13 protein-coding genes and 1 pseudogene are annotated in these 13376 nt (G+C 63.9%); 7 read left to right on the plus strand and 7 right to left on the minus strand.

Annotated elements, in window-relative coordinates:
• Positions 1 to 56 precede the first annotated feature (56 nt).
• From ACR9ZC_RS20705 to ACR9ZC_RS20730, 6 genes and pseudogenes are all read left to right on the plus strand, one after another.
• Positions 57 to 395: a metal-sulfur cluster assembly factor gene (locus tag ACR9ZC_RS20705; RefSeq protein ID WP_481581744.1), complete on the plus strand. Its 339-nt coding sequence runs from the start codon at positions 57 to 59 to the stop codon at positions 393 to 395.
• A 71-nt stretch (positions 396 to 466) separates the two neighbouring features.
• Positions 467 to 1528, plus strand: a complete 1062-nt coding sequence (locus ACR9ZC_RS20710; protein ID WP_481582726.1) for a hypothetical protein — start codon at positions 467 to 469, stop codon at positions 1526 to 1528.
• Positions 1525 to 1767, plus strand: a pseudogene (locus tag ACR9ZC_RS20715) (DUF2249 domain-containing protein); the annotation flags it as partial. The gene ACR9ZC_RS20710 and the pseudogene ACR9ZC_RS20715, both read left to right, overlap by 4 nt.
• A 247-nt stretch (positions 1768 to 2014) precedes the next feature.
• On the plus strand, positions 2015 to 3820 hold the full coding sequence (locus tag ACR9ZC_RS20720) for a ribonucleoside triphosphate reductase (RefSeq protein ID WP_481581745.1): 1806 nt from the start codon (positions 2015 to 2017) through the stop codon (positions 3818 to 3820).
• Between the two features lie 2 nt (positions 3821 to 3822).
• Positions 3823 to 4005, plus strand: coding sequence for an anaerobic ribonucleoside-triphosphate reductase (gene nrdD, locus ACR9ZC_RS20725; protein ID WP_481581746.1), 183 nt, complete (start codon positions 3823 to 3825; stop codon positions 4003 to 4005).
• 16 nt (positions 4006 to 4021) lie between these two features.
• Positions 4022 to 4741: an anaerobic ribonucleoside-triphosphate reductase activating protein gene (locus ACR9ZC_RS20730; RefSeq protein ID WP_481582727.1), complete on the plus strand. Its 720-nt coding sequence runs from the start codon at positions 4022 to 4024 to the stop codon at positions 4739 to 4741.
• Here ACR9ZC_RS20730 and ACR9ZC_RS20735 read toward each other — a convergent pair.
• From ACR9ZC_RS20735 to hemN, 4 genes are all read right to left on the minus strand, one after another.
• Entirely contained in the window at positions 4715 to 5140 is a 426-nt protein-coding gene (locus ACR9ZC_RS20735; protein WP_481581747.1) for a putative zinc-binding protein, read from the minus strand. The genes ACR9ZC_RS20730 and ACR9ZC_RS20735 overlap by 27 nt on opposite strands.
• On the minus strand, positions 5137 to 6372 hold the full coding sequence (locus tag ACR9ZC_RS20740) for an NAD(P)H-dependent flavin oxidoreductase (RefSeq protein WP_481581748.1): 1236 nt from the start codon (positions 6370 to 6372) through the stop codon (positions 5137 to 5139). The genes ACR9ZC_RS20735 and ACR9ZC_RS20740 overlap by 4 nt, the downstream gene beginning before the upstream one ends.
• Before the next feature lie 163 nt (positions 6373 to 6535).
• The gene (locus tag ACR9ZC_RS20745) at positions 6536 to 7237 is read right to left on the minus strand and encodes a Crp/Fnr family transcriptional regulator (protein ID WP_481581749.1); all 702 of its coding nucleotides are present in this window, start codon (positions 7235 to 7237) and stop codon (positions 6536 to 6538) included.
• A 17-nt stretch (positions 7238 to 7254) separates the two neighbouring features.
• Complete coding sequence (gene hemN / locus ACR9ZC_RS20750; protein ID WP_481581750.1) at positions 7255 to 8700, minus strand: oxygen-independent coproporphyrinogen III oxidase; 1446 nt, start codon at positions 8698 to 8700, stop codon at positions 7255 to 7257.
• 197 nt (positions 8701 to 8897) lie between these two features.
• Here hemN and ACR9ZC_RS20755 point away from each other — a divergent pair, with 197 nt between their 5' ends.
• Entirely contained in the window at positions 8898 to 9377 is a 480-nt protein-coding gene (locus ACR9ZC_RS20755) for an Rrf2 family transcriptional regulator (protein ID WP_481581751.1), read from the plus strand.
• Positions 9378 to 9642: 265 nt separating this feature from the next.
• On the opposite strand, the gene ACR9ZC_RS20760 is transcribed toward ACR9ZC_RS20755, so the two are convergent.
• Genes ACR9ZC_RS20760 through ACR9ZC_RS20770 form a run of 3 tightly spaced genes read right to left on the minus strand, consistent with a single transcriptional unit; the run spans position 9643 to position 13361 of the window.
• Positions 9643 to 11289: an ATP-binding response regulator gene (locus ACR9ZC_RS20760; RefSeq protein ID WP_481581752.1), complete on the minus strand. Its 1647-nt coding sequence runs from the start codon at positions 11287 to 11289 to the stop codon at positions 9643 to 9645.
• Positions 11286 to 11744, minus strand: a complete 459-nt coding sequence (locus ACR9ZC_RS20765; RefSeq protein WP_173259556.1) for a response regulator — start codon at positions 11742 to 11744, stop codon at positions 11286 to 11288. Before ACR9ZC_RS20765 ends, ACR9ZC_RS20760 begins: the two co-directional genes overlap by 4 nt.
• An 18-nt stretch (positions 11745 to 11762) precedes the next feature.
• Positions 11763 to 13361 (minus strand): sensor histidine kinase, encoded by a 1599-nt coding sequence (locus ACR9ZC_RS20770; RefSeq protein ID WP_481581753.1) that lies wholly within the window; start codon positions 13359 to 13361, stop codon positions 11763 to 11765.
• Positions 13362 to 13376 lie beyond the last annotated feature (15 nt).

A 13376-nucleotide genomic window follows, 5' to 3' on the forward strand; every position in this document is an offset into this window, starting at 1 on the left:
CTCGCGTCCGGCCGCCCAACCGTCCCACGCTCAATAAAGCCCCGCGGAGAACGACTATGGAGCCCTTACCGATCCCTACCAGCGCCCCGTCGGCGCGCGAGCAGATTCGCGAGGCGCTGCGGCACGTGATCGATCCGGAGATCGGCGTGAACATCGTCGATCTCGGGCTCGTTTACGACATCGAGCAGCGTACCGAAGGCTGGCGCATCGCGCTCACCATGACTTCGCCCGCCTGCCCGATGGGGCAGTCGATTCTCGACGACGTGCACGCGGTCATCGATGCCGCGTTGCAGGTGGGCACGATCGTCGACATCGATCTCGTCTGGGAGCCGCCGTGGCAACCCGAGATGATGAGCGACGCCGCTCGCGATGCGCTCGGTTGGAGCGACGATTGAAGCATACGTCGCCCGCCGGTACAGCCGAAACCGGCGCCCGTGCAACGTGGGGGCGCGCCACGCAAACGGGCGTGCGGATTGCGTTCGCAGGCTCCATCGCTGTCGCGTTCGTATGCGGCATTGCAGCCGGTCTCGCTCGCTTCGGCATCGCCCTGCCGCCCCACGCGCTGTCGAGCGCTGCTTGGCACGGTGTGCTCGTCCTGCCCGTCTTCTTCGGCGCAGTCGTCAGTCTCGAGCGCGCAGTCGCGCTCCGGGCAGGCCCGCACCTCTGTGCCCCCGCGTGCGCAGCCGCCGCGGGCCTCGTGCTGCTGGCCGGCGCGCCGCCCGCCTGGGCCCAGGCTCTTCTGGTCATCGCGGCGACGGCCGCGCTTGCGAGCATGGCCGGGTTGCTTCGCCGGCAGCCGGCATTGCATCTTTTCGTGCTCGCGCTCGGCGTGTCGAGCTGGTGGGCAGGCAACGTTCTGTGGCTTGCGACTCAGGCGCCGCTGCGGGCCGTGCCGAATTGGCTGGCGTTTCTCGTCTTGACGATCGCGGCGGAAAGACTCGAGCTCACGCGCATGCGGCGAACCCCACCGCGCGCGCGGGTGACGTTCGTCGCCATCGCCGTCGTCATCTTCCTCTCAGCCAGTGCCTCGCCGTATGCGCCGGAGCCCGCGTTGCGCGCATTCTCCGCAGCGCTGGTCGCACTGGCACTATGGCTGACCCGCCATGACATCGCGCGCGTTACCGTGCGTCAGCACGGACTCACGCGTTTTATTGCCGTCTGTCTGTTGTCGGGCTATGGCTGGCTCGCATTGAGCGGGGTGCTCGGCTTGCTCGGTTCATGGGACGCCGGGCATCCGTGGCACGACGCGGCGCTGCATGCGCTCACGCTCGGCTTCGTCATGTCGATGGCGCTCGGGCACGCACCGATCGTCCTGCCGGCGCTCACACGGCTGCGCGTGCGTTATCGCCCTCTCTTCTATCTGCCGCTCGCTGCGTTGCATGCGGCGCTCGCCCTGCGCATCGGCGGCGCGCTCGCGCAGGCATTTGTGCTACACCGCGCCGGCGCAATCGGCAACGCCGCGGCGCTGGCGCTGTTCATCGTCGTCATGTTCTCGTCGATGTCACTTCCACTCAGGAGTCCGCAATGACCAATGCCAATCCCAATACGACCTATGCCTTCGATGTCCGCGGCATTGCCAAGCGCTTGCGCCACGCCGCCATTTTCGGGGCGCTCGAAACGCTCGACCATGGGGAGACCATGCGCTTCATCAACGACCACGATCCTCTGCCGCTGCTCAATCAAATGCAACAGCGGTACGGCGATCAGGTCCACATCGAATACGTGGAGCGCACGCCGGAGCGTGTCGTGATCGACTTCGGCATCAGGCTCGCGCCGAACGAAAGCGCGGCGCCCGCGCAAGCGTCGGCTGCCGGATGCGCAGGCGGTGGAACCGGCGCGTGCGGTTGCAGCGGCTAATGGCGAAGGGCAATCGGCCGGGCGCCACGCTCGCGGCCGGCTCATAACTTAACGCAGGTCAAGTAGACGCAAGAATATAGGCGAGCGGCGTTGACCACGCTATATGTAGTGCATACGATGAGCAACATCACAATATATTGTGCTCATCGAGGCTCACATGGACCACGGACCGATACCCGCTCACCTTCTTCAAGCCGGCCGTCACGCATACGCACACGCCGCGCAGGCGCAACGGCACGCCAAGCCGCAAGTCGACGTGGCCTCCGCCATCGAGGAGTATCTCGAGCGCCGCGATTGGCGCGTCAATGCCAATGCAAATCAAGGCTATTCGCTCGGCGGCCTGATCCTCAACATCTCGGGCAAGCTCGTCGCGAACTACTGGCTGAGCCACGTCTATCCGCCCGCCGTCGGCCAGGCCCATCGCGACGCCGACTTGCACATCCATGACCTCGACATGCTTTCGGGCTACTGCGCGGGTTGGTCGCTGCGCACGCTGCTCACCGAGGGGCTCAACGGGGTGCCCGGCAAGGTGGAAGCGGCACCGCCCAAACACATGTCGAGCGCAGTCGGGCAAATCGTCAACTTTCTGGGCACGCTGCAAAACGAATGGGCCGGCGCCCAAGCGTTCAGCTCGTTCGACACCTACATGGCGCCGTTCGTGCGCAAGGATCGGTTGAGCTACGAGGAAGTGCGCCAATACGTTCAGGAACTCATCTACAACCTGAACGTGCCGTCGCGCTGGGGCACGCAAACGCCGTTCACGAATCTCACGTTCGATTGGGTGTGCCCCGAAGATCTACGCGAGCAGGTGCCGGTCGTCGGCGGGAAGGAAATGGACTTCCGCTACGGCGATCTGCAGGCCGAGATGGACATGATCAATCGTGCCTACATCGAAGTGATGCAAGCCGGCGACGCGAAAGGCCGCGTCTTCACGTTTCCGATTCCGACTTACAACATCACGGCCGACTTCGATTGGGACAGTCCGAACGCCACGCGATTGTTCGAGATGACCGCGCGCTACGGCCTGCCGTATTTCCAGAACTTCATCAACTCGGAATTGAAACCGAACATGATCCGGTCGATGTGTTGCCGGCTGCAGCTCGATCTGCGCGAGTTGCTCAAGCGCGGCAACGGCCTGTTCGGCTCGGCCGAGCAGACTGGATCGATCGGCGTCGTGACATTGAACTGCGCGCGGCTCGGCCATCTTTATGCCTGCAACGAAGGTGCGCTCATGGCTCGCGTCGACGCGTTGCTCGAACTCGGCAAGGAGAGTTTGGAAATAAAACGTCGCGTGATTCAGCAACTGATGGATAACGGCCTCTTTCCGTACACGAAGCGTTACCTCGGCACGCTGCGCAATCACTTCTCCACGCTCGGGGTCAACGGCATCAACGAGATGATCCGCAACTTCACGGCCGACGCGCACGATCTGACGACCGACTGGGGACATGCCTTCGCTGTCCGCCTGCTCGATCGCGTCCGCGCGAAGATGCTCGCGTTCCAGGAAGAGACCGGGCATATGTACAACCTCGAGGCCACGCCGGCCGAGGGTACGACGTACCGCTTCGCCAGGGAAGACCGCAAACGCTATCCCGGCATCCTGCAAGCAGGCACCGCCGACATGCCGTACTACACGAACTCGTCGCAGTTGCCGGTCGGCTTTACCGAAGATCCGTTCGAGGCGCTCGAGCATCAGGACGACTTGCAGCGCAAATACACGGGCGGCACGGTCCTGCATCTTTATATGACTGAGCCGCTGTCGTCGGCCGACGCCTGCCGCGAACTCGTCAAGCGTACGCTGAGCCGCTTCTCGCTCCCGTACATCACCGTCACGCCAACGTTCTCGATTTGCCCCAAGCACGGCTATTTGCCGGGCCGCCACGAGTTTTGTCCCAAATGCGACGAGGCGCTGCTTCATCGCAAATGCAATCGACCCGCAACCCCTGAACTAATGGAGCCTTGAACATGAATCACAACCACGCGACACACGCCGCCCCCGTCGAGCTTCGCGACGAAGAACGCCAACCGTGCGAGATCTGGACGCGCGTCATGGGATACCACCGGCCCGTTTCTTCGTTCAATACGGGCAAGAAAGGCGAATTCTACGAGCGCACCTATTTCACCGAGGAGGTTTCTCTTGCAACGTGACATCCCGAGCACGCCAATCGTTTGCACGGCCGCGTCGCTGCGGCCCATCAAGGTCGGCGGCGTGGCGCCGTTTACTGCCACGGATTTTCCGGGTGCGCTCGCGGCCGTCGTCTTCGTGCAGGGATGCCCATGGCGCTGCGGCTATTGTCACAACACGCATTTGCAACCGCGCACTCGGGCAGGCGCGGTAGCCTGGACCGACGTCATGCGCTTGCTGGCGCGCAGGACCGGTCTGATCGATGCTGTCGTATTCAGCGGAGGCGAGCCCACCGCGGACCCGGCGCTTGGCCGTGCGATCGGCGATGTCCGTGCGCTCGGCTTCAAAGTCGGGCTGCACAGCGCGGGCACGCATCCGCGCCGATTCGCGCAACTGCTGCCTTTGCTCGATTGGGTGGGTCTCGACATCAAGGCGCCATTCACCGACTACGAACGCGTGACGCGCGTGCGCGATAGCGGAACGTTCGCCAGACGCAGCCTCGAAGCATTACTGGCCGGCGATGTCGATTACGAATGCCGCACGACGGCGCACCCGGCGTTGCTGTCGGAGACGGACCTGCTCGTTCTGGCGCGCACGCTTGCGAATCTGGGCGTGAAAAAGTACGCCCTGCAACTCTTTCGGAAGCAGGGCTCTCGCGACGCGCAGCTGAACGCCGTCTCGCTGGCGGACTATCCGAGCGAAGGCGTGCTCGACGAAATGCGCGGACGGTTTCTATCCTTCGACGTCAGACGAGGCTGATGCGCGCTCCCGCAATTCGCTCGCGAGCCCCTCGACTTCGTTCACCACTTCGTCGGCCTGCTGCATATCGAAGTCGGCGTGAAACCGCTTGCGCACGCCGTGCTCGGCCAATTGCACATATTCGTCCGCCGCAAGCTCATGCCGCCCGAGAGAATGCTTCACGCATGCAAGCGGACATCCGTCTATCGCGATGATGGGCCTGCCCGAGTGCGCGAGCTTCAGTAGCGCCGGCACATCGCCTCCGACACCGGCGATACACGACATCTCGGCCGCACCGCGCCGATCCAGTTGTACGGCTACGTAGTTCGCCATTTGCGCCGCGCTCGAACAGCCCGAGCACGAATAAACGAGCGGTAGCACGCGGCGTTCGCCGCTCGGTGGGAAACGATCATTCGTCATAGTGGAATCGGCAATCCAGCGTCAAGCCGCCTCGTGACAGGAAGAGCAACGTTATCCGCGGGGTCCGCGGGGTCGTCGGCAGGGCTGCGCCCCGTCAACATGTACTCGATGAGCTCGCGCGCGGGACGAATCCGACTGCCGAACGGCAGCGGCTCGGAGCCGCGAAAGAAAAGCCCGCGCTTGACGTCGCCGGCGAGCGCATAGGCGAGCCGCTTATCGATGCAAAATTGCCCGTGTTTCGCGATGCCATCGCGCAGGCCGCATTGCTGCAGGCAATCGAAGCCGACTGTACACTTGCGCGGCTTGGCGACGCGCTGCAGCTTCGCTTCCTTTTCCAGGTACTCGGCAAGCCACGGCGTCAGCACCGCGCGCGCGGGCAACCCGGCGACGCTCATGAACGTTACGATCTCATCGAGCGGGGTTTCGGCGAGCACTCTCTTGAAGTTCGGATGCGCATCGCCCTCCTTGCTCACCGCGAACGGCGTACCGAGCTGAACGGCTGTCGCGCCGAGCGACACGATCTCGCGCATCTGCTCGTGCGTATGGATGCCGCCCGCGGCAATGAGCGGGATCTTCTCGCGCTCGAGCCCGAGGTCCTTGAACAGCGCGAGCGTGCCTTCGATGACTTCGCGATACGCGAAATGCGGGTTTGTGACGCTGTCGAGTGAGGGCGCGCCAAGATGCCCTGCCGCATACCGCGGGTTTTCGATCACGATGGCATCGGGCAAGCGCTGCTTGCGCATCCACTTCTTCAGCACGAGTCCGATGCCGCGCGCATCCGACAAGATCGGTATCAGCGCGACATCCGGAAAATCCGCCGTAAGCTCCGGCAAATCGAGCGGCAATCCCGCGCCGACGACGACGGCATGGGCTCCGCTTTCGCACGCGCGCCGCACATATTGCGCATACGCCGACACTGCACGCATGACATTGACGGCCACGGCTCCCTCGCCGCGCGCGAGCCGCAGCGCGGAGCGCACTTCTCGATCGAGGGCTTGCAGATTGACGGCATCGATCAGTGCACGGTCGCGCGAGCGCGCAGTCTCGGCCATCAGATCGAGGTGATGACGGCGCAGATCGACGCTGGAGATCGTTCCCATTGCGCCCAGCGAGGCAACGGTACCCGCGAGGCGATGCGCGGACACCCCCACTCCCATTCCCCCCTGGACGATGGGCAACAACGTCTTGCCCTTGATGCGCAGGGGTTCGAACACAGCCTTCGGCACTGACACAGGACGACCTCACGAAAATCGCAGTAACGGCAAGTGTGAGGTGCGTACGCAGCGCGGACCTTAATCTGGGTCAAGGACCCGTCGGCCTGCGGTGCGGCAATTGATCGCGCCTTGAATGCTTGCCTGTGTGCCGGCTATCGGCACGCGATGCGCGAGTCAGGACTTAGTAAGCGCATGCCGCCTGCAGCTTCGCGACATCCGGAATGACGATCTCGCGTCCGTGGACCGTAAGGAGCCCCCGCACTCCCAGTTCGTGGAGAATGCGCGAAAAATGTTCGGGCGTCAGATTGAGTCTGGACGCCACCATCTTCTTGCCCGCTTCGAGTCGCACGCGCAGCCCCGCTCGTTCCTCGCCGGGTTCGGCCTCGCCTTTTAGCGCAAGCAGGTAGCTGATTAGACGATGCGTGCCCGATCGAAGCGAGTACGCCTCCACGTCGCGCATCAACGCGTGCAGACGTGCGCTCAAGCCCGCGAGCATCTTGCAGGCGAAATCGGGATTACCGCGCAATTCGTCGATGATTGGGGCTTTCGCGACATGCAACAGCAGCGAATCGCTGATCGCCTGTGCCGACACGAAATACGGCTTGCCAAGAAACATCAGGGCCTCGCCGAAGCTATCGCCGGGGCCGACGAGCCGCACGACTTTCTCTTCGCCGAGCGGCGAGACCACGCTGAGCTTGATCTGCCCGTAGACCACGGCATGCAAGCCCGAGCACACATCGCCGCAATGAAACGCCATCTCCTTGCGCGCGAGCTGCTGCTGTGTCGTGCCGAGCGCAATCCGATCGAGCTCGTTGCGCGACAGCTCGTTGAAGAGCGGCATTCTCGCCAGGAATTCCTGGACGCGAATCTTTGCTCTTTGCATTCGCATGCTCCATCGACCTAGATCAGTTTCGAATACGAGGCCGCGCCGGGCCGCCCAAGGTATTTGTCGAAGGTCATCGCAATGGCGCGCACGAACAAGCGTCCTTTCGGCAGCACGCGAATCGCGTCGTCGCCCACATCGATGAGCTGGGCCTCGCCGAGCGGGGCGAGCGCGGCGAGCTCATCTGCGAAGTAGCGCGCGAATTCGATCCCGTGGCGCGCCTCGATCGCGCGAAACGAGAGCGGCACGCTGCACATCAGCGTCATGATGACGTCGCGACGCAGCAGGTCGTCGGGGCTCAGCGTCAGCCCGCGCTCGACGGGCAAACGCTGCGCGTCCAAATGCCCGTAATACGACTTCACCGAGCGCGTCGATTGGCTATAGGCGCGACCGATCTTGCCGATTGCCGAAACGCCGAAGCCGACGAGGTCGCATTGGGCCTTCGTCGTATAGCCCTGGAAATTGCGGTGCAACGTCCCGTCGCGCAACGCGCGGCTCAGTTCGTCGCCGGGCTTCGCGAAGTGATCGAGGCCGACATAGACGTAGCCCGCATCGAGCAGCCGACGGGTCGCGTGCATGAAGATATGCAGCCTGTCTTCGGCAAGCGGGAGCTCGCTCGCGTCGATCAGCCGCTGCGCCTTGAAACGGTTCGGCAGGTGTGCGTAGTTATAAAGCGCGATCCGGTCGGGCGCGAGCCGGATGACCTCGTCGAGCGTGCGATCGAAGCTTGCGACGGATTGCCGCGGCAGCCCGTAGATGAGATCGACATTGATCGACTCGAACCCCGCATCGCGGCTCGCCGCCAACGCGCGTTCGACCATGTCGAGCGGCTGGATGCGATTGACGGCATGCTGCACGGCGGGATCGAAATCCTGCACGCCGAAGCTCGTGCGATTGAAACCCAGGGATGCGAGCGACGAAAGCGTGTCTGCCGTGACGGTGCGCGGATCGATTTCGATGCCCATTTCGGCATCAGGCACGAAGGCGAAGTGGCGATGCAACGCATCGACGAGGCGGCCCAGCTCCGTCATGCTGAAAAACGTCGGCGTGCCGCCGCCCAGATGCAGTTGCGCGGTGGATCGATTACCGCCGAGCTGCGGCGCAACCATCGCGATCTCGCGCAGCAGGTAGTCGAGGTACTCCGCTGCGCGACCGTGTTCGCGGGTAATGACCTTGTTGCAGGCGCAGAAATAGCACAGCGACTCGCAAAACGGCAGATGGGCATAGATCGATAGCGGCGCGGCGGCGGCCGTGGCGGCGCGCTCGGCCAGATGGCGGCGATACGTCGCCTCGTCGAACTCCGGCACGAAGCGGTCGGCCGTCGGATAAGACGTATATCGCGGACCGGCGTTGTCGAAACGACGGATCAACGCTTCCGATATTTCGAGGCCGGCGAAGCGGCCGAAGTCCGGCTCGGCAACGCTCGCTGATGCTGCGCGGCTTTGCACCGAATGAGCTGACATATCCCTTTCCCGTCGAAGTGCATGGCCCGGCGGGAATGCCGGCCTGCGACCATTATCGAATCGCCGGTCACGGCAAACTTGATGTATGTCATCAATCTTCGGTTTCTCCCTCGCTCGCGCAACCCAACGTGGGTATGACTTCACGCTCGAATGCCGCCACCAAAGATATACAATGAATCGACGTTATAGGCTTGGCTATGAGACTGACGGACTTCACCGATTACAGTTTGCGCGTACTGATGTATGCGGCGGTTCGCTCGGACGAGCTTGTCACGATCGCTGAGCTTTCCGAGGTGCTCGGCATTGCACGCGGGCACCTCGTCAAGATCGTCCACGCGCTCGGACGCGCGGGCTTTTTGTCCACGACGCGAGGAAGAACGGGAGGATTGAAGCTCGGCCGTCCCGCCTCTCGCATCAGCATCGGCGACGTGGTGCGCACGACGGAGCCGGATTTCCGCATGGTGGAGTGCTTCGACACCGAGGGTAACGCCTGCGTCATCACGGCCGCATGCGGCCTGCGTGGCGTGCTTGGCAGCGCGTTGCGCGCATATCTTGGCGTGCTGGACCAATACACGCTCGCGGACATCGCCGCGGAGCAGGCCAAGCTGTCGCGCGTGCTGGGGTTGGCGGCGAGGGAGCAGCCGCTCGTGCGGCTTGCACGTAAATCGCATGCTTGAGATACGTGCGGCCCGACCGCAGCGGCACCTTGTCCGGGTACGTCGAGCGGACCGTCGTCGCCGGTCTCAGCGATTGCAATGGCGTCACCCACGTCGTCCGGTGAGTGATGGAGTCCCTCTGTCCGATTAACTGAGAGGGACATATGCCAAATACAAAGAAAACAATGCAGGTCAGCTCGGCTGGATTAGCGACCCTGCGCATACGCGAACACGCATCCATGGCGCCCGTAGTAGTAGTCGCCCCGTTCCCAAGACAGGCCCCGTTTTACACGCCCGCTTCCCCACCCGAAAACGACGCCGCCCGCCCCGCCAGCGCGGCGACGACCACGACGAGTTCCAGCGGATCGATGGGTTTCGCCAAGTGCGTCTGGAATCCCGCGAGCAACGTTCGCCTACGGTCCTCGCTGCGTGCGAATGCCGTCAGCGCAGCGGCCGGCGTCACGCGCCCGCGCGGCGCTTCCCACGTCCGCAAGCGGCGAATGAATTCATAGCCGTCCACACCCGGCATGCCGATGTCGCTCACGATCACATCGGGCGGCGCCTCGATACAGGCTTCGAGCGCGTCGAGCGCATGTCCGAACGCGCGCGTCTTGGCGCCGCGCTCCTCGAGCACCCGGCACACGAGTTCGCGGGCATCGGGCTCGTCCTCCACGATGACCACCTGCAAGCCCGCCAGCGCCGGCGGTGTCACCTCCGGCAACGGTTCGTCGAGCGGGGTATGAGCAAGCTTGGCGACGCTTGCCGGCAAGCGCACGACAAACGCCGCGCCCATGCCCGCGCCATCGCTGCGCGCCTCGATGCGCCCGCTATGCATTTCGACGAGTTGCCGGGCAATCGAGAGTCCGAGCCCGAGCCCCCCATGCTGCCGCGCGATGCTCGAGTCCTCCTGGCAAAAACGCTCGAACACATGCGGTAGAAACTCGGGGGTAATGCCCTGACCGTTATCGGCCACCGTCAGTTCGATCTCATCATCGATACGGCGTAGCGCGACCTCGATGCTGCCGCCCTTGCCCGTGAACTTCACCGCATTCGACAGCAGATTCCAGACGATCTGCTGCAGCCTCGCGGGATCGCCAAGCATCGCGGCATCGGGTTCGAGCGCAGGCACGATGACAATCTCTTTGGCGAGCGCGGCGGGACCGAGCGAGCGAATGACATATTCGACGAGATCGACGAGATCGACGCGCTCGACATCGAGACGCAGCTTGCCGGCGAGAATCCGCGAAAAGTCGAGCAGATCGTCGACCATCCGCGCCTGGGCGCGCGCATTGCGGTCGACCACTTCGAGCCCCTTGCGAACGGATTCGGACGCGCTTGCATCGCGCAGCAGGACCTGCGTCCAACCGATGATCGCATTCAAGGGTGTACGCAATTCGTGCGAGAGCATCGCGACGAATTCGTCCTTCATGCGCGAAACGCGTTCGGCCTCGGCGCGCGCGGCCCGCTCGGAGGCAAGCAGCGCTTCGCGTTCTTCAGCCAGCGCCCGAAAATGGGCCTCGCGTTCCTGCGCGTGTTGCGCCTCGGCCAGCTCGCGCTCGATGCGTCGCTCGCGCAGCACGCGCTCGATCGCCTCCGGCAAGTACTCGAGGTAATGCTCGCTCTTCGGCACGACGTCGGCCACGCCCGAGCGCAGCGCCTCGATGACGCGCGCCTCGTCCGCAAAACCCGTGCAGAGGATCGCCGGCAACGCAAACCCGTTGCGACGCAGCGCGCGCAGAAACTCGAGCCCGGTCTCGCGACCGCCCAACGTGTAATCGACGATGAGCACATCGGGCGTTTCCTGCGTCATCGCCGCGCGCGCGGCGTCGATCGTGGACGCCTGGCTCACCCGGTAGCCCGCGCGCCCGAGCGCACGCGACGCAAGGCGCAACAGCCCCTCGTCGTCGTCGATGAACAGGATGTGAGCCGTCATCGGCCGCACGCGGGCAGCTTCACCACCTGCAAAAAGAAGCCGAGCCGGCGCACGGCCTCGATGAAGGCGTCGTACTCCACGGGCTTCGTCACGTACACGTTGCAGCCCAGCTCGTAGCAGCGCTCGATCTCGCGCGGGTCGTCGGTGGTCGTCAGCACGATGACCGGCAGCGACGCCGTACGCTTGTCGGCCTTCAGGCGCCGCAATACCTCGAGGCCGTCGATACGCGGCATCTTCAGATCGAGCAGGATGACCGATGCCGGGGCGGGGTCGCGCAGGAAAGGCGCGTCCTCGCCGAAGAAGAAGTCGAGCGCTTTCTGGCCGTCGGAAAGACGCGTGAAGCCATTCGTGAGACCGGCGCGACGCAGATTGCGCTCGATGAGCGTTGCGTGGCCGTCGTCGTCCTCGATCAGGATGATGTTGACGGACTGGCCGTCTGCGGGTCCGGTATGCATGATATCGATTTCCCTCAATCAGGCGGCGACCTGCTCGGCCGCCTCCGGTAGCGACAAATAGAAGGTCGTGCCAACGCCCTCGGTCGATTCGGCCCATACGCGTCCGCCATGCCGTTCCACCATGCGGCGCACGAGGGCGAGCCCGATGCCTTCGCCGGTCGCCACGGCGCCGTGCAGCCGCTGGAACGCATGGAAAAGGCGCGGCATCGCCACGGCCGGAATACCGAGACCATTATCCTTCACATAGAAGATGCGTAGTGAGTGCGTTCCGGCGGGCGCGGGCATCGCCCCGATTTCGATGCGACCGGGCCGCTCGGGATCGAGGTAGTTCACCGCGTTGCCGATCAGATTCGCGAATATCTGCTCGAGCGCCGTCGGATCGCCCCAGACGGGCGGCAGGTCGACCACGACGATCTCGGCGTTGCGCGAGCGGATCGAGCCTTGCATCGCATCGAGCACGTGGCGCACGAGCGCCGCGACATCCACGGCCTGGCGGCGATACTCGACGCGCCCCACCCGCGATAGCCGCAGCAACGAATCGATGATATGGGCGGCACGCAAGACCGCGCTTTGCAAGAAGCGCAACGCCTCGCCGATATCCTCGTCGATGAGCCGCTCGACATGTTCGCGGTCCTCGGGCGAGAGCGACGATTCGCGCACCGCCGCGCGCAGATCGTCGCAGGCATGCGTCAGCTCTTTGGAAAACCCTTGCAAATTGACGAGCGGCGAACGCAGATCGTGCGAGACGCTGTAGATGAACATCTCGTTTTCCTGCGTTTGCTGATGCAGCGTCTCGTTCGTCCGAGCCAGTTCGTCGGCCCGGCGCGCAAGGTCGTTCTGGAAGCGCGCCTGCATTCGTTCGGATTCGCGCAGGCGGCGGCTCGTCTCGTGCAGGATCGAATCGAGATGCGCGATCTCGTCATCGCCGGGCGACGGCAGTCCAAGCGGCGCGTTCTCGGCGAGCCGCGCAGCGTTATCGGACAGTTGCCGCAGCCGGCCGCGCAGTCCGCGCGTAAACAGGAATACCGCCAGTGCCGCAAGCACGAGCGAGCCGACGACGGCCGCGGTGGTCAACCGCTGTTGCTGCGCGAGCGCGGAGGCGGCCGCCTCCGTGCGCAGTGAATCGATGCGCAATTCTTCGGCCTGGAATGCCGCCACCTGCGAGCGGAAACGATCGATCACGTCGATATTGGCCTGATTGCGAAAGCGTTCCAGCACGTCGTCGTGACGGCCGTTGCGCAGCAGGTCTTGTACGCGGTCGGACCATTGCCGGTACGCTTGCACCGACTGACGAATCTGCGCGGCGCGCTCGACCTGGGTGGGATTGTCCGCAATCAGATCGACCAGTCTGTCTATATTGCGGTCGAGATCGATCCAGAGTGAAACGGGCGTCGCCGTTGTCCGATCGTCATTGAGCACCGCGCCGCGCATGCGTACCGTCTCGAGCAATACGGGTTCGAGAATCGCGTTGGTCTGGCGCAGCACGTCCTTGCTATGCAGCGCCCATTGCTCCGCCTGCTCGGCATTTGCCTGCGCCTTCACGAGCCCGGAAAGCAGCGCGAGTTCGAACAACGTCGGAATCGCAATCAGCAGCAGCCCTTTGGTCGTCAGTCTCATGCTCGAAGGAATGGG

The organism is Trinickia sp. HAY1-2D (assembly GCF_056754935.1).

Excerpts from the sequence above, each read along its gene's own strand:
- ACR9ZC_RS20705 (WP_481581744.1), top strand. The coding sequence starts at position 57 with ATGGAGCCCTTACCGATCCCTACCAGCGCCCCGTCGGCGCGCGAGCAG.
- ACR9ZC_RS20720 (WP_481581745.1), top strand. The coding sequence starts at position 2,015 with ATGGACCACGGACCGATACCCGCTCACCTTCTTCAAGCCGGCCGTCAC.
- nrdD (WP_481581746.1), top strand. The coding sequence starts at position 3,823 with ATGAATCACAACCACGCGACACACGCCGCCCCCGTCGAGCTTCGCGAC.
- ACR9ZC_RS20735 (WP_481581747.1), bottom strand. The coding sequence starts at position 5,140 with ATGACGAATGATCGTTTCCCACCGAGCGGCGAACGCCGCGTGCTACCG.
- ACR9ZC_RS20745 (WP_481581749.1), bottom strand. The coding sequence starts at position 7,237 with ATGCAAAGAGCAAAGATTCGCGTCCAGGAATTCCTGGCGAGAATGCCG.
- hemN (WP_481581750.1), bottom strand. The coding sequence starts at position 8,700 with ATGTCAGCTCATTCGGTGCAAAGCCGCGCAGCATCAGCGAGCGTTGCC.
- ACR9ZC_RS20755 (WP_481581751.1), top strand. The coding sequence starts at position 8,898 with ATGAGACTGACGGACTTCACCGATTACAGTTTGCGCGTACTGATGTAT.
- ACR9ZC_RS20760 (WP_481581752.1), bottom strand. The coding sequence starts at position 11,289 with ATGACGGCTCACATCCTGTTCATCGACGACGACGAGGGGCTGTTGCGC.
- ACR9ZC_RS20765 (WP_173259556.1), bottom strand. The coding sequence starts at position 11,744 with ATGCATACCGGACCCGCAGACGGCCAGTCCGTCAACATCATCCTGATC.
- ACR9ZC_RS20770 (WP_481581753.1), bottom strand. The coding sequence starts at position 13,361 with ATGAGACTGACGACCAAAGGGCTGCTGCTGATTGCGATTCCGACGTTG.